At 67.9% G+C, this 19,020-nt stretch carries 15 protein-coding genes, 1 tRNA gene and 1 pseudogene; 4 read left to right on the forward strand and 13 right to left on the reverse strand.

Annotation, left to right across the window (positions count from 1 at the left end; genetic code table 11):
- Positions 1–41: 41 nt before the first annotated feature.
- The gene (locus H483_RS23955; RefSeq protein ID WP_031264549.1) at positions 42–2,036 is read right to left on the reverse strand and encodes a hypothetical protein; all 1,995 of its coding nucleotides are present in this window, start codon (positions 2,034–2,036) and stop codon (positions 42–44) included.
- Positions 2,037–2,160: 124 nt separating this feature from the next.
- On the reverse strand, positions 2,161–3,459 hold the full coding sequence (locus tag H483_RS23960; protein WP_017835798.1) for an acetyl-CoA carboxylase biotin carboxylase subunit family protein: 1,299 nt from the start codon (positions 3,457–3,459) through the stop codon (positions 2,161–2,163).
- A 221-nt stretch (positions 3,460–3,680) separates the two neighbouring features.
- On the opposite strand from H483_RS23960, the gene H483_RS23965 reads away from it, so the two are divergent.
- Positions 3,681–4,424: a hypothetical protein gene (locus H483_RS23965; RefSeq protein ID WP_017835799.1), complete on the forward strand. Its 744-nt coding sequence runs from the start codon at positions 3,681–3,683 to the stop codon at positions 4,422–4,424.
- A 397-nt stretch (positions 4,425–4,821) separates the two neighbouring features.
- On the opposite strand, the gene H483_RS23970 is transcribed toward H483_RS23965, so the two are convergent.
- The 8 genes from H483_RS23970 to H483_RS24000 form a co-directional block, all read right to left on the reverse strand.
- Entirely contained in the window at positions 4,822–5,985 is a 1,164-nt protein-coding gene (locus H483_RS23970; RefSeq protein ID WP_017835800.1) for a Wadjet anti-phage system protein JetD domain-containing protein, read from the reverse strand.
- Positions 5,985–9,371, reverse strand: coding sequence for an ATP-binding protein (locus H483_RS23975; RefSeq protein ID WP_017835801.1), 3,387 nt, complete (start codon positions 9,369–9,371; stop codon positions 5,985–5,987). The genes H483_RS23970 and H483_RS23975 overlap by 1 nt, the downstream gene beginning before the upstream one ends.
- Entirely contained in the window at positions 9,364–9,939 is a 576-nt protein-coding gene (locus H483_RS23980) for a DUF4194 domain-containing protein (protein ID WP_017835802.1), read from the reverse strand. The genes H483_RS23975 and H483_RS23980 overlap by 8 nt, the downstream gene beginning before the upstream one ends.
- The gene (locus H483_RS23985; protein ID WP_017835803.1) at positions 9,936–11,369 is read right to left on the reverse strand and encodes a DUF3375 domain-containing protein; all 1,434 of its coding nucleotides are present in this window, start codon (positions 11,367–11,369) and stop codon (positions 9,936–9,938) included. The genes H483_RS23980 and H483_RS23985 overlap by 4 nt, the downstream gene beginning before the upstream one ends.
- A gap of 186 nt (positions 11,370–11,555) precedes the next feature.
- Entirely contained in the window at positions 11,556–11,681 is a 126-nt protein-coding gene (locus H483_RS40370) for a hypothetical protein (RefSeq protein WP_017835804.1), read from the reverse strand.
- Positions 11,678–12,007 (reverse strand): nucleotidyltransferase family protein, encoded by a 330-nt coding sequence (locus H483_RS23990; RefSeq protein ID WP_031264551.1) that lies wholly within the window; start codon positions 12,005–12,007, stop codon positions 11,678–11,680. The genes H483_RS40370 and H483_RS23990 overlap by 4 nt, the downstream gene beginning before the upstream one ends.
- Positions 12,008–12,200: 193 nt before the next feature.
- Positions 12,201–13,469 carry a S9 family peptidase gene (locus tag H483_RS23995; protein ID WP_017835806.1) on the reverse strand — a complete coding sequence of 423 codons (1,269 nt, stop codon included), beginning with the start codon at positions 13,467–13,469 and terminating at the stop codon, positions 12,201–12,203.
- Between the two features lie 144 nt (positions 13,470–13,613).
- Entirely contained in the window at positions 13,614–14,981 is a 1,368-nt protein-coding gene (locus H483_RS24000; protein ID WP_017835807.1) for a cytochrome P450, read from the reverse strand.
- Positions 14,982–15,138: 157 nt separating this feature from the next.
- On the opposite strand from H483_RS24000, the gene H483_RS24005 reads away from it, so the two are divergent.
- Positions 15,139–15,420: a hypothetical protein gene (locus tag H483_RS24005; protein WP_017835808.1), complete on the forward strand. Its 282-nt coding sequence runs from the start codon at positions 15,139–15,141 to the stop codon at positions 15,418–15,420.
- A 68-nt stretch (positions 15,421–15,488) separates the two neighbouring features.
- Here H483_RS24005 and H483_RS24010 read toward each other — a convergent pair whose 3' ends face one another.
- Positions 15,489–16,700: a class I SAM-dependent methyltransferase gene (locus H483_RS24010; protein WP_017835809.1), complete on the reverse strand. Its 1,212-nt coding sequence runs from the start codon at positions 16,698–16,700 to the stop codon at positions 15,489–15,491.
- A 180-nt stretch (positions 16,701–16,880) separates the two neighbouring features.
- On the opposite strand from H483_RS24010, the pseudogene H483_RS39970 reads away from it, so the two are divergent.
- Positions 16,881–17,261 (forward strand): annotated as a pseudogene (locus H483_RS39970) (AAA family ATPase); the annotation flags it as partial.
- 79 nt (positions 17,262–17,340) lie between these two features.
- Here H483_RS39970 and H483_RS24015 read toward each other — a convergent pair.
- A tRNA-Met gene (locus H483_RS24015) sits at positions 17,341–17,414 on the reverse strand.
- Positions 17,415–17,508: 94 nt separating this feature from the next.
- A complete protein-coding gene (locus H483_RS24020; RefSeq protein ID WP_017835811.1) occupies positions 17,509–18,018 on the reverse strand; it encodes a hypothetical protein in 510 nt (169 codons plus the stop codon).
- Positions 18,019–18,753: 735 nt separating this feature from the next.
- Here H483_RS24020 and H483_RS38385 point away from each other — a divergent pair.
- A partial coding sequence (locus H483_RS38385; protein WP_152427854.1) for a leucine zipper domain-containing protein occupies positions 18,754–19,020 on the forward strand: 267 nt, incomplete at its 3' end.

The raw sequence follows: 19,020 nt of genomic DNA on the forward strand, positions 1-19,020 counted from the left end.
GAGCTCGACGGCTCACACCAGCACCGTGAGCCGCAGGAGCCTCAGATCTCGGGCAACCGGTCCGCGCCCCAGCTCCCGTGGATCAGGTCGGTCACCCGGGCGATCTCCTCGGCGGAGACGGTCTCGGTCTCGCCGGGCTCCAGGGCGTCGAAGTGGAAGATGTACAACCGCGAGGCGAACTCCTCGAACGGCAGCGACGACTCGCCGAACCGCTCCCCGTTGCCGGCGGTGCTCACCACCACGTCATTGCCCCAGTCCTGGCCACTGTCGTTGTTGGGGTTGAAGAAGTAGACGCGCATGGTCTCGTCCGGGTCCAGCGCGGCCCGCAGGATGGTGATGGCGTGCCAGCCCACGAACCGGCCCGAGCTGTCGGTGACGGCGACGCCGGCGGGCTGCGGATGGATCAGCGGCTGGTTCCCGTTGTGGAACGGGTGGTAGCTGCCGTAGAAGTGCCGCAGGAAGTCCTCGAGACCGGTGAGCCGGCCGGACTCGACGTCCACGTTGATGCGGAACCCGCGCGCAGCCCACCATCCGTGGAACTCGGGGTTGACCCAGCGGTGCGGGTCGCCCTCGCGCTCGCTGCACAGCCGGCCCATCTCTGCGTAGATGCGGTCCAGGTGCGGCACCACGAGAAGCGACACCGGGTCCAGGTCCACGGGCAGCGTCTCCGCCAGACCGGCCTCGAGCTCGCGGGAGGACAGCGGGCGGCCCTCGAAGTGCATGACCACCTCGTTGTCCCGCGCCGCCCACGCGATGGTCTGGAGCAAGTAGTCGGGATCGTTGTACGCCCACATGGACAGCGCGCGGGCGGACTGGCAGGTGGGGTTGTCGCCCTGCCCCACGCCGAGCGGCTGGCCGAGCATCGACAGGGTCCCGGCCAGCAGCCAGATCCGTCCCGGCCGAGCCGGTCCGTAGGCCAGCGCCAGGCGTTCGTCAGCGTAATCGGACAGCCGTAGAGCCAGCAGGCGCCACAGTGCGGGCCCGACCGCCGGCTGGAACAGGATGCCGCGCTCGAGCAGCAACGCCAGCCCGTAGACCGACTGCGCGGTCTCGGGATGGACGGCCGCGTCGATCAGCGCATCGACGAGTCCGTGGAAGCACAGCAGGCTCTCGCGACCGGTGCTCGACAGGCCGAGGGCCTCGCTGAGCAGGAAGCTGCCCTTCTCGCGGAGGAACCGCAAGAGGACGGGGTGGTACGCCGAGACCAGGCCCGTATCGTGCATGGACCGCGCGAACCCGGCGGCCTCGTACTGCAAGGCCCCCTCGTCCATGGACTCCAGGCGGGAGCGGTAGACCTCCACCCCGGGGTCCTCCCGGCTCGCCTCGGTGGTGCCGTAGATGCTGCTGATCAGCCGGTCGACGCCGAAGCCCCCGCTGCTGGTGTCCACCTCGGGGTCATGGCGTGCCACCGCGATCTGCGTGATGGTCTCCTTGATGTGGTCGACTTGGATCGGGCGTTGGCGCAGGATCCGCCAGATCTCCTCCACCAGCTGGTCCAGGACGCTGTCGTAGCCGATCGACTCGGCGATGTGCGTGAGCGAGGTGCGCGTCACCTTGGCCATCCGGCCCTGCTGCACCCGTTCGGCCTCGGTGGCCGCGGTGAACAGCAACGCGGCGTTGGTGGCCAGGACCTCCTTGAGGTGCTGGAGGGCCTGTTCGGCGGTCACGTCTGGGTGCGCGTAGTCACTCTGGGCCACCGCGACCAGGCGTAGGTCGCTGACGATCTCCATCACGGCCGTGTCGGCGTTGGGGCTGCGGAGCGAGCCCGTGCTCAGCGCCGGGACCAGTGAACTCGGCGAGGCCCAGTCCGTGCCCTCGAACACGCCTGCGGCCTCGAGGTCCCGGGCCATCGACTGCACGGCCGCGGCGCCGCCGTCCTGGAGCAGGACCAGGCGCAGGCCGTCGAGCACGCGCCGCTTCGGCGTCGACTTACCGACGTCCCCAGCGTCGGCGAGGGCCCTGGTCGCGTCGACGAGCGAGGCCACCCGCTTGTCGAGCACTCTCGTCGCGGCGGGCACGTCGTCGACCACCCGCATGTCGTCGGTGACCCGCGCATCGTCGGCCACTGGCTCATGGTCGGCCACTTGGTGTCACTCTCCACATCCACGGGCGCCGGTGCCCGCCTTCGGTACCGTACCCACGTCGTCGGACCGGTGGCCGTCAGACGTAGAAGTCGAGTTCCTCCTGGCGCGCCAGGAGGGTCCGCATCTCATAGGCGTCGTCGCCGAAGAAGTAGACCAGCCCCCAGTGGGTGCCGAAGGCGGTCCGCTTGGTGACCGTCTCCTCGAGCGGTGCGGTGAGCTCGTGGGACTCGAAGTACTCGTGGTCTTCGGTCTCCTCCGGGATCTCGAGAGTGGAGACCACACGCCGCCGCGGGTAGACGCCGAAGCAGCCGGCGTGCCCGGTGGCGTCGACAACCTCGCGCGGGAAGAACGAGGTGATCTCGTCCTCGGTGGTCTTGGGGTCGAACGCGAGGACCAGGCCCTGGTAGGCGTTGAACCCGTAGGCGCGCTCGAGCAGTTCGAAGACCTTGAACCCCGGCGGGCGGTAGGCCACCTCGCCGAAGTACATCTCGCCGTCGCTGGTGACGAAGTACTCGGGGTGCACGAACCCGAACTTGATGTCGAAGGTCTTGATGAGCTTCTCGATCTGCCGCGTGATCTCCGGGCGGTAGCGCTCCAATTCGGGCGAGGCCGGCACGAACACTGAGTAGCCGAGGGTCACGTACTCGGAGATGTTGAGAAAGACGATCTTCCCGTTGTGAATCCAGGCCTCGACCGCGAACTCCCAGCCGTCGAGGTGGGACTCCATGAGGACCGGGAACTCCTCGTCGGGGATCGTGTCGACCTCGTCCGGGGTGCGGATGACACGGTGCCCCAGGCAGCCGGCCTTGTCGAAGGCCTTGAGGTGGATGGGGTCGTTGGGGTCGCCGTCGAGCTTGAGCAGGGTCTGGTTGACGCGCTTGAGAAAGCGGATCACGTCGTCGCGCTCGTGGGCCTCCTCGAAGATCCCCACGCGGATCCCGCCGAGCTGGGCGCGGCGCTTCATCAGCGCCTTGTCGCGCAGCAGCAGCGACTGGCCGTACAGGGTGGGGTTGTCCATGAGCATGGAGTTGATGGCGCCCGCCCACTCCACGGTCTCCTCGAACAGCGGGATCGCCACGTCGACGCCCATGTCCTTGAGGGTCTCGGCGATCTCCATGGACCGGTCGTTGAGCCGCTCGAAGTTCCACGGGACGAACGGGATGTTGTGCTGCCGGCAGTAGTCCTCGGCCCAGTCCGGGGCCACCACGACGTAGCGTCGGTCGAACCGGTCCACCGCGTCGACCGCGTTGGGCGCCCAGCCGAGCAGCGCCACATACCCCTTGGAGGGGTCGCGGCGGGACTCGTTGCCGTCCTGGGTCGCCAGCGAACTCCTGTCCGCCGCAGTGGTGGTCGTGTCTGCTGTGGATATCTGCACGCTGGAACTGCCTCCTGGGTTGGGGCGCGGGCTGGTCGGGCCACCAACCTACCCAAGTGGGCGCTTCGCGTGCCCCGCGAAGCCGGACACCCGGGCTAGAACGCGGGTGTCCCACGTGTTCCCATCCGCCCGGCACTGTGTCGCAAATCACTTCCGGCACCGTCCTCAGCAGCTGTTCAACCGCTCGGGGCCTTTGGGTCGAAAGGACGCATATCTGCACGATGACCAGAAGAACTCTGCCGGTCCTGGCAGCCACCGCACTCGTCGGCTCGCTCGGGGTCGCCCCCGCGACGGCGGGGAGCCTCGGTGCAGGAAGCCTCGGTGCAGGAAGCTCCGGCGGCGACACCACCACCCTCACGGCCCACATCACGGAGCTGAACGATTCCGGCGTCGAGAGCACCGCCTGGCTCTCATTGGAGGGCAACGAGCTCAGCGTCCGCATCGAGAGTCAGGGCCTGCTCGCCGGCGCCCCGCACGCGCAGCACATCCACATCGGTGGGACCAACCAGTGCCCCAGTCCCGACCAGGTGGGCACAGGTTTCGAGGGCACGCTCCGCACCACGGACGCCATCGACTCCTACGGCGCGGTCCAGGTGTCGCTGACCACCGAGGGCGACACCAGCCCGGCCAGCGCGCTCGCGGTCGATCGCTATCCCGTCGGCGATGAGGCGTACTCGCGGACGTTCACCGTCACCGACGAGGTGGCCGCCAACCTCCGCAACGGCGAGGGGTCCGTGATCCCGCACGGGGTCGACCACAACGGCAGCGGCGAGTACGACGGCGAGCAGATGTCGGACCTCGATCCGACGTTGCCGTCCGAGGCCACCGACCCCGCCGCGTGTGGTGAGCTGAACGTCCATTCGATGGGCAGCCTGTCCATGGGCAGCCTCGGGGGTTCGCTCGGGTCGATGGGCTCGTCCGGATCCACGGGGTCGCTCGGGCCCTTGGGCTCGTCGGGTTCCTGATCCCTTCAGACTCACCCCGCCGGTCACCGCGGAACCGTAGGGACTCGGTGTCACCGTGCTGAACGGGTGATCGACGGTCGGTGGCGCTGCGAGGGCGCCGCCGACCGCACAGCCCCGCATCCCAACCGAGTCGCGTGGTCCAGGCCCAGCGCCGCACCGATTGATGACGACGAGGCCAGGTGCCGGCCCCTTGTGAGGTGACGACGACGACGTCGCAATCCGCGTGAGCCTCCGCTCGCTGCGATATGAACACCAGCACTTCGGCGGAATGCTTGCTCAGGTCTGAGGCGCGACGAGTTGCCACGGACCGATCTGCTGCGATGGGCATGAATGCATCACATCCGGAGCGTGTTCGGAAGTCCAGCATCGTTACGGGGCATAACCGGTGGCCCTGGGCTCATGCCTCGTCTGGTCGGTATGGCAATCGCTCCAGGACCCAGGCCCAGTCGATCCGCTCCTGTTCCAGCCGGACGCGCTCGCCGTAGCGATCGGAGACCAGGTCGTCGTAGACCGCCGCCTCCGCCGCCGTCAGTCGATCGAGTGTAGCGCTGGTGGGTGAGGACTCCTGTCCCCATCGTCGAGGGTGCGCGTGGAGGGTCTCGAGATCCATGAGGAAAGACCGCACCGGCGGTAGATGCGTGCGCAGCCGATGGAGGATGGCGAAGCCGTGGGTGTCGAGGTCGCCCCAGTAGTGCACGTCGGCCTCACGCAGAGCGTCCCAGCGACCGAGACGGGCCACGTTGAATCCCTTCCCCCAGATCAACACCCCGGCGTCCGGGACGGGCAGCGTGAGGTAGGTGATCTCGTTCTCCACGATCACGGCAGTGGTCACGGACATGCCGAGTCCGTCGAGCTCCTCCGGCCGCACGGACAGTTCGGTGACCGAAGCCGGCGCGACGCTCCCTGCCATGCGGAACCGAACGTACTGGGGCTTGGTGCGCAGACCCAGATCCTCGAGGAACGAGGTGGCGTTGCGCGACACCCCGAGGAGTCCTGCGAGCACCGTCCGGTGACTCTCGACGACCTTGGTGTCCACCCCAGGGACATCGATCTGCCGCAGGTACCTGCCCGACCCGCGGGCGCCCTCGAGCCAGCGGTACGCCGCGAGGATCTGCGGCCACTCCTGTGCATACTCGAGCGCAGCGACGGGTCTGGCAAGGAGCCAGTCCGCCACCGCGGCGTCCGGGGCCTCCGCCAGCATCTGTTCGAAGATGGACACCTGCGACCGGACTCCCAGCAACGCCCAGGCCTGGTCGAACCGGGTCACCACTGCATGAGTGGGGATCTGATTGCGTCCGACTCTCCGGCCGCCTACCGCCGTGTACCGCAGGGTGTATCGGCTGCCGTCGCGACTGCCCGCCTCGAGTGCTGCCATCCAGTCCTGCACCTCACCGAAGCGTCCACCGATCTCTGCCGCCCTCGGCGGTCCCAGTGGAACCTCAAGCGGGATCAGAGCCTCACCGCGGGCGAAAGCCCGGAGCAGGGTGCCGTCGACCCACCGCCTGTGCACTTTCTCCCGGACCATCTCCGGTGTGGCCCATTTCCGCGCGCCGGCGACCATCACGCGCTGCCGCGCTGGCGGTGATACTCCTCGGTGGACATCATGACGAGCCGCGAGTATCTGCCCTCCACATTGTCCACGTACCCGATGGAGCGCACATACGGTGCGATCACGTGCACCTTCTGCAGGGGCGTGACGATCAGCAGCTGGATCCCGAGCTTGGCGAACAGCTCGAGGGCGTACCGGGTGGAGGCGTCGGAGCCGCGACCGAACGCCTCGTCGATCACCGCGAAGCGGAAGTCGCGGGCCTTCTCCGCGCCCCACTCCAGGCCGAACTGGTACGCCAGCGACGCGGCGAGGATGGTGTAGGCGAGCTTCTCCTTCTGCCCGCCCGATTTCCCGTCCGAGTCGCGGTAGTGTTCCCACTCCTCGTCGGTCTCGCGGTCGCGCTCCGAGGCGGAGAAGGTGTACCAGTTGCGCACGTCCGTGACTCGCGCCCGCCACGTCTTGTCGGTATCGCTGTGGCCCTCACGGCCGCGTAGTCGCTCGAGGATAGCCCGCACCTCCTGGTACCGCTGCTCGGAGTAGCGGTCGTCGCCACCGAGGGTGTCGTCGGTGACCGCTCGCAGGTCGGCTCGGAACTCCCGCACATCCTGGTTGACCGTGTTCTCCCGATCCAGGCGCACGAAGCGTCCGGGATTGAAGTCGATCGCTCCGAGTGCCTCGTTGATCTTCTCGATCTTCTGCTGGATGTCATCGGCCTGGCGCTGCAGCCAGTTGTGGAAGCCGGCGAGTTCGCGGATGGCGTTCTTCTTGAGCTGCTCCTCGAACTCCGCGATGAAGCGCGGCAGATCGTCCTGGGCCACCTGCGCGTGGAAGCGGATGTACTCCCCGCGCGCGTCGACCGAGGCGTCCATCTCGGTGGTCTGCTCCGGCCAGCGTCGCCGGATCTCCGCCATACCCTGCTGCAAACTGGTGGTGTAGCCGTTGAGTTCGCGCTGGGTCTGGCCGGTCTCCTTGTCGATTTCGTCAGACAGTCGTCGTTCGTGGAGTTCGGCTTGATCCGCGGTCGTCGACCCCGCGCGGCCCTGTCGTGTCCGGAGTCTGGGGTAGATGTCCGCCGCTGCTGCGCGGATGTCCGCCGTCAGCTCGTCGAGGCTGCGCCGGTCGCGGTCGATCTGACTGCTCTCCTGGGCGATGCGGCTTTCTCCACTGCCCTTCGCCTCGCCGAGAGTGTCCTTGGTCTGGCCGAGCTCGTTCACTCGTGTGTCGACCTCCGCCACGCGTCTGTCGATCTCGGCCAGTTCACTACTGCCCTCGAGCAGGCGACGACGCTCGGCATCGGCGGCATCCGCCCGCGACCGGGCGTCCTCCCAGTCGAGATCCCGCCACGAGGGATAGTCCGCCACCCGCGAGAGCGCGGTGCGCCGCTCCCCCACCTCGTTCTGCTCCCGCGACACCGACTCGAGTTGGGCGGCGAGCCGCTCCACTGAACGGGTGAGGTCGCCGCGCCGATCCTGCAGTGCGGCGATCTTCTGATCGTTGCGCCAGCCCAGCACCCAGCCGCGGGGATCGGCCGCGGACCGCCGGTCGTCCTTGACGTGATGATTTCTGGACCGCACCTGGCCCTCGCGAGTCACCGCCCGCTCGGCGTGCCGGAACTCCTCCACCGTGGTGGCGCAGAGATGGTCCGCCCGGGCGAACAACTCCTTGCTCAGATACCCGCGCAGCGGTGTGTCGGCGATCTCCACCGTGTCGGCGAGCAGCAGTCCGTCGGAATGGGGGCGCTGCAAGGGCAGGTGCCGCTCCGGGACCCGCTCGTAGGTCAGGCGGACCCCCATCTCGCGACCGTCGGAGCGCCGGGCGGTCAGCCGGCGGGCGTTGACCCATTCGGCGACGTCCGCGTAGTACCGCTGCGGCACCAACAATGACACCGCGAATCCGCGCAGCACGCGCTCGGCGGCTCCCCGCCACTGCGCGTGTTCTTCGGACACGTCCAAAAGCTCGCCGGCGAACGGGAGCTCCTCTTCCGACACTCCGAGTTCCGCGCAGAGGGCGGACCGCACCTGGAGTTGTTCGGTCGGCAGGTTGCTGCGGCGGGTCGCGAGGCTGTCCAGCTCTTCCTGCACCTCGCGGAGCTGCGCTTTCTCCTCACCGTGCCCGAGGACCAGCGCGTCGTACCGCTCCTTGAGCTCGGCGATCTGCGTCTCGATCTCTGCCTGCGCCCGACCGACCTGGACGGCGAGGTCCGCGAATCCGGCGGCGTCGCCGACCGGGTCGAGGCCGGCCCTCGCGACGGCGTCCTCGAACCGCTCTCGCCTTGTTCTCCGCTCCTCGGCCTGCGCGCCCGCGTCGCGGGCTGCGCGTTCCAGCTCGCCGATGCGGCTACCGCCCGCCTCGGCCCGGGCCGCGAGGAGCTGGTCGCGCTCCGCCCCGAGGGCCTGCAACTCGGTGCGCACCTGCTCCAGCTGGGCGGCGATGGTGGTGACCTCGGCGCGGACCCGCTCGATCTCCGCCTGGCGCAGCTCGATCCGTAGTTCGGCGAAGTAGGGGCGGATCGCCACGCGTTCCTCGTGGAGACGGTCCAGGCGCTCGACCGCGCTCTCGTACCGGCTGATCGAGGCGACCAGTGGTTCCAGTGCCTCGAGTTGGGCGCGGGCCCGTTGGACGGCATCGTAGGACCGGGTGAGGTCCTCGAAGTGCCGGATGATCCCCTCGATCCGCTCGGAGGCATCCGCGGGTTCGAGCATGTGCGTGCGGACGAACTCGTTGAGATCGCCAACGGCCTTCATCGAGACGGTCTGGTGGAACAATTCCATGGCCTGTTCGGACCGGATGCCCAGCAGGCGCCGCATGGCACGACCGTAGGGCGGGAAGTCTTTCTCCACCGTGGCGCCGTCGCGTCGGAGGCGCTTGAGCAGGTCGCCCAGATCAGAGCCGAAGTCGGTGAAGTGGGACTCGATCGACATCGCCCGGTCGGCGGTGACGAAGCGTCGCCAGGGTTGTCCTGTGGCGTCCAGCTGCTGAAAGACCTGGGCGAGGGTCACCTCGTCGTCGTACCCCTCGTTGACAAAGACGCCGAGTATCACCGAATACGACCGTCGGTCCCGCAGCCCCACCGGTCGCACGCTGCCGGTGGACTCGTTGCGCTCGGTCCTGTGGTGGCCTTCCACGTAGGAGCGCAGAGTGCGTTCCTTGCGCGCGGCGCCCGCAGCCTTGTTGTAGTCGATCCGGTGCGAGGGGAGCATGAGGGTGCTTACCGCGTCGACGAGCGTGGACTTGCCGCTGCCGATGTCGCCGGTGAGCAACAATGTCTCCCCATCCGGTTCCAGTTGCCAGACGCGTTTGTCGAAGGTCCCCCAGTTGAGCACCTCGAGCCGGACCAACCGGAACCCGGGACGTCCCTGTGGAGCGAGGTCGACGGAGGAGAACAGGCCCTCACTCATCGTCTGCACCCCCGTCGGCGTACTCGGCCAGTTTGGCGGAGAAGTCGGACAGGGTCTGACCGTCCACGTAGGCCTTGAGGATCCGGCGCACCTCCCAGGTGTCCCGCCGGCCTCGGAGCTGGCGCAGGAATCCCATCGAGACCAGGCGGTTGATTGACGTGTCGACCTGCTTGAGCACTCGGGCCTCGTCGGTGCTGTGAGCCAGGAAGAGCCGGATCATCTCGATGATCTCGTCCTGAGTGAGCACCAGTTGGCCCTGGTCGCCGGCGGATTCGAACTCCACCATCCGTTTGCGCAGCAGCACCAGCACAAGGCTGTCGGCGTAGGTGAGCGCGCGGCGTCTGATCACACGCGGGAGCGGTTCGTCACCGTCCTGCGGCTCGGTGGTGCGCAGATAGGCGTAGCCCTCGTCGTCGTCTATCACCACGTCGAGCCCGATCACCGCGAAGTGGTCGCGAACGGCGCCACGATGGCGGAGAAGGTCCTCCCATGCGTCCGATTCCTGGTAGACGACGCCCTGCATGAGGCGGATGGCGCTGGTCGCGACCGCCCTCTCGTCCGGGTTCACCGGCGTCTCACCACGACGCGCGGCATCCGGGCCCGCATCGACCGGCCGGCCTCGTCGTACTCGATCACCGTCTCCTCCTGCTCGTCGGTGGTCACCTCGATGTCGTCGGTGTCCAGAGCGAGGTAGCCGACGAGTTCCGCGGCGCCGTGCTCGACGGGGTACATGGTGACGACGTCCTCGAGCAATGCCGTACCGCGTTCGGGGACGAGGTTGCGCAACCTGGCGGCGAGGCGGGCGGGGTCCACGATCACCTGCTCGGCCAACACGGAGGTGTCGACGTCCTCCTGCTCGGCCGGCGGCAGGAGACTGTCCACTTCGGACGCGGGCCGCACACTGTGCAACGGTCGTTCGGTGGGTAGCGACACGTCCACGCCGGCCTGCTCCAACTCGAGACCGAATTCCGGGGGTGCGCCTGTGCGCAGCGCCAACGCGGTCCCTTCGATCTCGCGGACCAGGTCGAGGACGCGACGGTTCTCCAGCCAGATCTGATCGTCGGTGAACCGGCGGAGCTGCTCGGAGATCTGGCGGACGGTCAGCTGGGTGCGCTCGGCGGCCTCGGCCCACCCGTGGTGCACGGTGCGGATGCTGCGGTCCGCCTTCAGCTCATCGATCGTGGTGAGCCGCTCGAGCAGGGCGGAGAGTTCCTCCTGCCCGGACGAGGACAGGAGCATGTCGTAGAACGCCTGGAAGCTGCGTCCCTGATCGGAGGAGTCGATGCGACTACGCCCGCTGACGAGCTCCTCCAGCAGATCGCCCTTGCTGCCCTCCCACGTAGCTATGCGTTCGCGGGCCGAGCGGTCCAGTGCGCGGAAGTTCTCCTCCACCTCGCGGAAGTCGGCGAGGAGTTCGCGGGCGGTGGAGGAGAACTGCTGGTAGCGGTCGCGCACGGCGGTGATGTCGAGCAATCCGGCTTCAGGGTCGGCCTCGATCTGCTCGATCTCCCGCTCGATCTCCTGCTTTCGCCGCTGCAGCTCGGCGAGACGGATCTCCGGGTCGACTTCGGTGCCCTGGGCGATCTGGCGGAGCAGTTCGATCGCGGTCTGCAGTCGCGACTCGGTGCCGACGAAAGGCCGCGCGTGCAGGCTCTGGACCCACGAGTACGCCTTCTCCAGCGCGGGTGTGGCGTCATAGTGGATCTCGTCGGTGCCGAGCGGATAGAAGCGACGGAGAAACCCCGAGTCGATCGACGCCCACTCGGCCAGATAGTCGGCTGCGGCCCGCTTGAACCGCGGGTTCTCGGGATCCTCGCCGTTGCGCAAGTAGAGCTCGTCGTCGAGGGCGTCGATGATCTCCCCCTCCGGGCTGGCACCGTGCCCCTCATCCACGAAGAACCGTCCGAGAAACGAGAGCAGCAGCGGCGCATGGGTGGCGCGGAGCATTCGCCACGCGGGATGTCGTTCACGCAACGCGTCGATCGCCGCGTAGTCCACACGGTCTCCTCGGGTCAGCGGTCGGCAGGGGTCGTGCAGCCAGTCTAGGAGGGCGGCCGGACACAACTGTCTGGGCGGTCGGTGCGGGCAGCACCCCGCGAGAGGCGTTCCGTCACACCGTAGAGATCGATTCAGGACCACGCTGGTGTTGACTCAGCGCTTCGGCAAGAGGCGGTAGGTGTGTCTTCACGACGTCTCCTCGGCCATGAGGACGAGGTCGATGTCATGGTTGTCCAGTCTGCGTACGTACCGCTGGCATCGATTGATGGCCCGCAGGATGTCGTCGATCCGCTGATCGGACTCGCGACTCATAACGCGACGCTGTCCCGGAGCGCCGACTCTGAGATCGCTCGCTTAAGTAGTTGCGACGGGAAGACGTCGATATCGTCGCGGCCGAATAGCGCACGGACTTCCTCTAACAGACCGGAGGCGCGCATCAAGAGATTGCCGTCGGCCGGGTCCATGTCCACCAGGATGTCGATGTCGCTTCCCGCCTGCGCGGTGCCACGCGCGACCGAACCGAACAGCCTTGGTCTAGTAGCCGCGTACTTCGCCAGGAGCGCACGGAACTCGTCATCACGCGCCTCGATCAGCTCGCGCATTGCGAGCGATTCGGGAGTCGGGGCGGTGCTCGTCATAGCTACAGGTTACCGGCCGCCCGTGGGAACTGAAGGCCCCCGACCGCAGGAAGCAAGCGAGTCGTGTGAGACCACATTGCGTAGACAGATCAGGTGGTTCCAACTCTCGGATTACAGATCGCACCATGACGAGGACGGTCCGCTCTTCCGGCAGGTCGTACGTGACCAGGACGCTTCCGGCAGACCGCCGGTCCTACGGTCCGATCGCCGTGTCGAGCCAGTCGAACGCGCGTTGGGAGAACAGCACCGCCGCCCCGGCTTCGTCGTGTTCGCCGGCTCCCTCGGCGTTGGTGAACTCGATCATCGTCTTGGGCGCGGTGAGGGCGTCGAAGAAGCTCTGCGCGTCGACGACGCGCGGGTCGTTCTGGCCGACGGTCAACAGCACGGGGCAGTCGATGCGGTCCGCGATTCCCACCAGAGTGAACTGCGTCAGATCTCGCAGGTACTCGACCGGGGTCGCGCATCCGTGCGTGAGCATCCCCCGCCCGACCGAGAAGGCCAGGCCCGGGGACTGCTCCATCCCGGCGCGGACCGCCGCGTTGAGGTCGTCGTCGGCCTCCCCGGTGTCCAGGTCGTCGCGGTACGCCTCGGGGAGCAGCAGCGAGGCGTTGGCCCCCGGGGCGTACTGCGGCGCGTCGGCGATCACGGCGGCGAGGCGGTGCTCGGCTGTGGCGGCGCGGGGTGCGAGGTGGCCACCCCAACTGCGGCCCATCGCCGCAATCCGGGAGGCGTCGACCTCCGGACGGGCGACCAGCCAGTCGACCTGAGCGGTGACGACCGCCTCCCAGTCGTGTCGGAAGTGCAGGTCGCGCTCGACGAGCGCCGCGCCCTGGCCGGGGCCGTCCATCATGAGGACGGCGTAGCCGCGCCGCAGCGCCGCGACACCGCCGGCGACGTACGTCTCCTCCATCGTGCCGTCGTACCCGCCGACCAGGATCACCGTGGGGAACGGTCCCGGGCCGGGCGGGGTCGCGAAGTAGCCGTCAAGCTCGGTCCCTTCATACGGGACCGTGACCTGCTGGAAGGGATGGTCCATCAGCTCGACCGCCCGGCGGAAGGCGTCCCGTTGACGCGCGTTCGCCGAGACGAACCGAGGATCCATCGGGGGCGCGTACATGAAGACCCCGGAGATACGGAAGTAAGTGGTCGCACGGAGGAAGCCCTCACGCGCGCTCACCCGGTGGCCGGCGGCGAGGCTCGCCTCCGCGTCCGCGAGGATCCGTTCGCCGAGCGCGTTCCACTCGGCGTTCCAGGCGTCCCTGTACCCGTCGGGGATTCTGCGCGCGGTGATGAACGCCTCCCCGACGTCGGCCCCGCCCGACGGGATGGTGTCCAGCACGCGGAGGAACTGGCCGTCGAATCCACTGTCCGCGAAGGCAAGCCCGGTGAGGGTGGGGTCGCCGGGGACGTGCTGTCCGTCCCCGGTGAGGGTTGTCGAATCCGATGGAGTGTTGCTGGCCATGTCCACACCTCGTCGTCACTGGTGGTCATCCCTGGTCAGATCGCCGCCACCATCATTGCGCACCCGGTGCCCGTCACGTGCGTGAATCCGACGTGATGCGCTGGCCGCCGGCGATGACAGCGGGTCACCGGCGATGCCCCCGGCTCACCGACGCCGGACGGTGATCCGCCCTCCTCGGTGGGGCGCGAACGCGACGCCGCGGGAGTGCCACTTCTCGTCCCGCTCGGTGGTCGGGACGATCTCGTACATGCTCAGCAGGGTGCGGAGCACGACGTCCATCTCCATGGTCGCGAACGCCGCGCCGATGCATCGCCGGGTCCCGCCGCCGAACGGCAGCCAGGCCGGCGGTGGCGTGGTGTCGAGGAAGCGGGTCGGGTCGAAGCGCTCGGGCTGGGCGAAGTGCGCGCTGTCGTCGTGCAGCAGCGAGATCGCGACCAACACGTTGTACCCGCGCGGGATGCGCCACGGGCCCAGGTCGAGGTGCGGAGCCTGCACGTGGCGTCCGACGAGATCGATGACCGGCCGGCTGCGCTGCACCTCCAGGATCGTCGCGTGCCTGTAGTCGGTCCCCCCGGCGTCGACCTCGGCGACCAGCTCGTCCAGCACCGCGGGGTTCCGGCTGAGCCGCTCCAGGGCCCAGGCGAGCGTCGTCGCGGTGGTCTCGTGTCCTGCCACGAGCAGTGCGGTGAGCTCGTCGCGGATCTCCTCGTCCGTCATGGCCGAGCCGTCGTCGTAGGTGCTCTGCAGCATCATCGCCAGGATGTCGTCGCGCTCGTCGAGTCGGTCGTCGCGGCGGCCGCGGGCGATGAGGGCGTTGATCGCGTCGTCGTACACCGTCTTGTAGCGGGCGAACCGACCGCGCGGGCCCAACGACCCCACGCCCACAGCGCCCACGCGGACCGGCAGTTCGGGGGTGATCACCACCGCCGAGCCGGCCTCCACCATGGGCGGGATCACGCGGCGCAGCGTGACGAGCTCGTCGTCCCGGGCGCCGAACACCGTCCGGATGATGATGTCCAGCGTGATGCGCGTCATCGACGGCATGGAGGCGAACGGCCTGCCGACGACCCACGAGTCGAGTTCGCGCCGGGTCTCCTCCTCCACGACCGCCTCGTAGCCCTTGATGCGCCTGCCGTGCAGAGGTGGGGTGAGCAGCTTGCGGCGCCGGCGGTGGTCGGTGCCCTCGAGCGCGAACATCGACTGCTCCCCCAGGACCCGGCCCAGATTGGGGTCGACGTTGGTCAGCGACTGCTGCGGGGCGGTGAAGAGCTCCTTGGCCAGGGCGGGGTCGGAGATGATCACCGCGCGCCCGTAGATGGGCAGGTGCACGGTGACGGCGTTGCCGTATCTCGCCTGCAGGCGCTGGAGCACTCTGCGCCGGGCGAGGCCGAAACCCAGGCCCTGGATCGCACTGGGCAGCGGCGGTCCGGGCGGGAGCAGGGGTGCGCGGTCGTCGCCGGTTGGGTTTCTCGCGGACGCGGAGGGAACCGTCCTGTCCGTCACGCTGTCCATGGCATTGCATCCTCGGCCTCGGGTGGGGTGCGGGGCGTCGCCCAGCCTACGTGCGGAAAATGCGGTGGTGGCGCGGATAGTGCGACGACGACGAGGTCCTCCCTTGCCGCCCGGCACCGCACCCAATCCGTAGCGACCCCGGCGTCGAATCCCGGGCATGCACTCCGCTTCGCAGTCCCCTCGGCCCGCCGATTTCCACGTCGCGGCAGACGGTGCGGACGTGGCAGGGCTCTTCGCCGACTCCCGGGGCGCCGACGCCGGGCACGACTCGCCTGAGCCTGCCGAGTCCGAGCGAGGGGACTTCCTCGGCGCCATGCGCGCATCCTGGGACGACTGGATGCCCGTCGCCACCACGGGCTGGGGCGCGGTGGTGCTCATCGCCCCGTTGCTCGCGGTGCATGCCCTCGTCTGGGCGTTCGGCGGGCGCCGGCCCCGCTAGGTGATCCGCCTCGACGAGGTGCGTCGGCTCCGCTAGGTGCTCAGCTTCCGCTACGTGTTCCGCCTCAACTAGGTGCTCCGCCTCGCCGCCACCCGCCACAGGATGGTGCGCTCCTTCGACCGCGCCGCGTGCAGCGGATCAGCACTGTCTGCGGCGCGGGAATGACGTGGCGTGGTCTCGCTAGTCCCGAACACGGTCAGGCCAGCGGCGGCGATGCGGTCGAGCAGGTCATCGCGAGTGCGCAGTCCAAGGTGTTCGGCGAGGTCGGACAGGATGAGCCATCCTTCGCCCTGCGGCGTGAGGTGATCGACGAGCCCGCTGAGGAATCGGTGCAGCACGTCCGAGTCCGGGTCATAGATCCCCTGCTCCAGCGCCGAGGTCGGACGCCCGGGAATCCATGGCGGATTGCACACCACCACGTCGGCCCGCCCGGAGTCGCCTGCCGCGTCGTCGTCGGCGTCGGCGTCGTCATAGGGCCACAGGTCAGCCTGTGCGACCGCAATGCGGTCCGCCAGCCCTAGCCGATTCACGTTGTCCCGGGCGCACTGGACTGCGCGGGGATTGATGTCGGTTGCCACCACCTCTCGGGCCCCGCGCCGGGCCAGCACCGCCGCGAGCACTCCTGTCCCGGTGCCGATGTCCCACACGACGGGGTGGCTGACGCCCTGCGGCCAGGGGGCGTCGGCGACCAGGTCGATGTACTCGTCGCGGGTGGGGGCGAAGACTCCGTGGGCGGGATGGATCCGTGCCCCCAGGGCGCCGACCTCGATGCCCTTGCGGTGCCATTCGTGGGCGCTGATCACTCCGAGGAGTTCGGGCAGCGAGACGAGAATCTCGTCGCCGACGAATTCGCTCGACTCGTCGTCGGGCCGGTCGACCGGCTGCCCGTAGGCGTGCGCGCATGCCTGGCGCGCGTCGGGCGCTCGGCGCAATCTAACTGTGTAATCGGCCTGCAGGGGGATCAGGATCTTGCCCAAGATCGCCGCACGCTGTGCTCGCGCTTTCCGATTGGCGAGGAACACCTCTCCTGGGTCGGTGGATTGCGGTGACCGGGACTCCCGCTTCTCGAGGCGACGGTCGAGGGCGCGCATGAGCTGCCGGGCGTTCTGGAAGTCTCCCCGCCACAGCAGGCTCGAGCCTGTCTGGGCGATTCGGAGAGCCTTGTCTGCGGAGATGTCGTCGGTGATCACGACGATTCCAGTCGGCGCCGGTGCGGCGTTCTCGGAGCGCCAGAACCCGCTGCGCTGGGTGCCGCTCTCGGTCCACCTGACTGTGGTCATGGCGCGTCCAGTGGATGAGCGTGAGAGAGCAATTGAATCCTTCGAACTGGCGTGCACTCGCCGACTCGGCGAAAGCACGGATACGCGACACGGCGACGAGACGAGAGTAGCGCCGTTCAGGGCTCACCCGGTGCACACCGCTGACCCCGCCTCCGCCGAGTCGGGACCCCACCGGTGTAAGTGGGCCGCCTCGGCCTCACCGACGCGGCCGGCACTCCCCTCCTTGTGGATTGGCGGACCCCGGCCGCCGAGCGGTTCTTCGCCGCGACGTTCGCCGACCCGAGGGGCGTGACGTACCGCTGACGGTAGCGGTGGTCGGGCGGGCGCATCGTCGACTACTTGGATGAGGTTTTTGGTGACAACGAGGTCTCCTCTCACCTCAGCCCCGATGACCTCTCGGCCTTCGTCTCGAGCTTGTCCGAAGCGCAGACCGGCCGAATGCGCGATGTGCTCTCCACGATCCAGGCCGATCAGGACGCCATCATCCGCGCCGATGCCCGGGGCTCGTTCATCGTGGACGGCGGACCCGGGACCGGCAAGACGGTGGTGGCCCTGCACCGGGTCGAGGACGGCACACCCTGGGCGCGGAAAGCACACGAACCCGGCTCCCCCAACAGGAAACCGGGCTTGAGTGAATGTGTAGCGGGGACAGGATTTGAACCTGCGACCTCTGGGTTATGAGCCCAGCGAGCTACCGAGCTGCTCCACCCCGCGTCGCTAGCGTCGACAAACGTACGTCCCACTCTGCAGAAAACCAAATCGATACTCGGTTGATTGGCGGGGCAGGTGCTGCCGTTCCACCTACCTGTCACAGGTCTCCTGATTCCAACCGCTGCACGACCCTGGGGGCCAGTTCACCTTCCGTTAGTCTGTACTCCGACCACTTATCGTGACTTCCCTCAGACATCGAGGCCGAGAACACGCGCCGCCCCTTGGCGCTCACGGTGGTGTTCGCCTCGAAGTCCGGGCTCGGCACCAGCCAGGACTGCGCAATCGAACCTCGCGTCACATCCACATAGACGAACAGCATGTCCAGGTCGCGACGGGGATAAAAGGACGAATTGCGAACATTAGCCTGGAAGCGCTGCCGCTTCACCACTAGACCATCAGACATTCTTGCTTTGACCTGGACGGCCAAAGTGGCGGCGTGTTCCCTCAGGTGAAAGACGAGGTCGACGCCTTCGTCGTCGATGATTGAGGTCGACACGTTGATTCGTGCGCGGGACTGCAGGATGCAGGTGGCCGCGACGAGCAATTCAGCGGCCTTGCCCATTCGCCCGGCGTCCGGGGACTTCAAGAGGTAGTCGTCGGCTGCCATTCCTGCACTATAGGGGCCCAGCGAGGGCGCGCGTCCCGTTGTCGGCCGGAGCTGCCTGAGCGCGCCTTCGCGATTGTCTCGCGGGCAAGCGGAAAGTGAACTGGGACGACGAAGAGGCGTCCACCCACTGGGCGGCATGGAAGCGGTATATGAAACGAGCTGGACGGCAACTATGGGGACGCGACGAGTTGGTAGACCTGTGAAATCTCAGTCACCCCGGCGGCGCCCACCACTGATCCGGACGCGTTGAAGTGTTCCATCATGCACTCGATTAGATTCGGGTGCCGGTCTGCGGTTGGTATGACCATGGCAACTATCCACTGTCCAGCTCACAGAGCCTGGGGTCGGTCTAGTGCCCGCCGAGTGCATTAAATCCTCTGCACGCTTATTGATACGACAGTTGACGGGTATCGCGAACAGGTTCTAGTCACGGTGCCGGTGGGTGGGGGTCCTCGGGGCCTAGAAGCGACGACGACTTCGGCTCCCCCTCCAGAGGCCGTGGCTCCCATTCCCTCCGGCGTCAGCTGCAACTTCAATCTGCGGACGGCGGACGGAATCCGGTCGTTCCGCACAGCAGGGTCCGGAGAGATCTAGACGCCGATCTCACACATCGACTCTCTAGCTGTATTGACCACGCAGGTTGTGTCACCCGTCGGCATGGCGAGATGAAATGAGGAAGACCTCCGTGTGAGGTGTGGAAGCGACCAAGCACCCACATCCACAACGGAGGTCTTCGTGTCCCACGCTAATGCGACTTTGACGCCCACGGGAAGACTGCGCCTGGCTCGGTGTGTCGTCGAGGACGGCTGGACGCCCGCCCGAGCCGCCGAACGGTTCAACGTCTCGGTCACCACGGCCCGCCGCTGGGCCGAGCGATACCGAGAGAACGGCAAGGCGGGCATGGTCGACCGCTCCAGCCGGCCACATACCTGTCCGCACCAGACGCCCCGTCGGCGCGAGCGCCGGGTAATTGGGCTGCGTGTCTCACGCCGGTGGGGCCCG

The organism is Dietzia sp. UCD-THP, assembly GCF_000349585.1.
Lineage (GTDB): Bacteria > Actinomycetota > Actinomycetes > Mycobacteriales > Mycobacteriaceae > Dietzia > Dietzia natronolimnaea_A.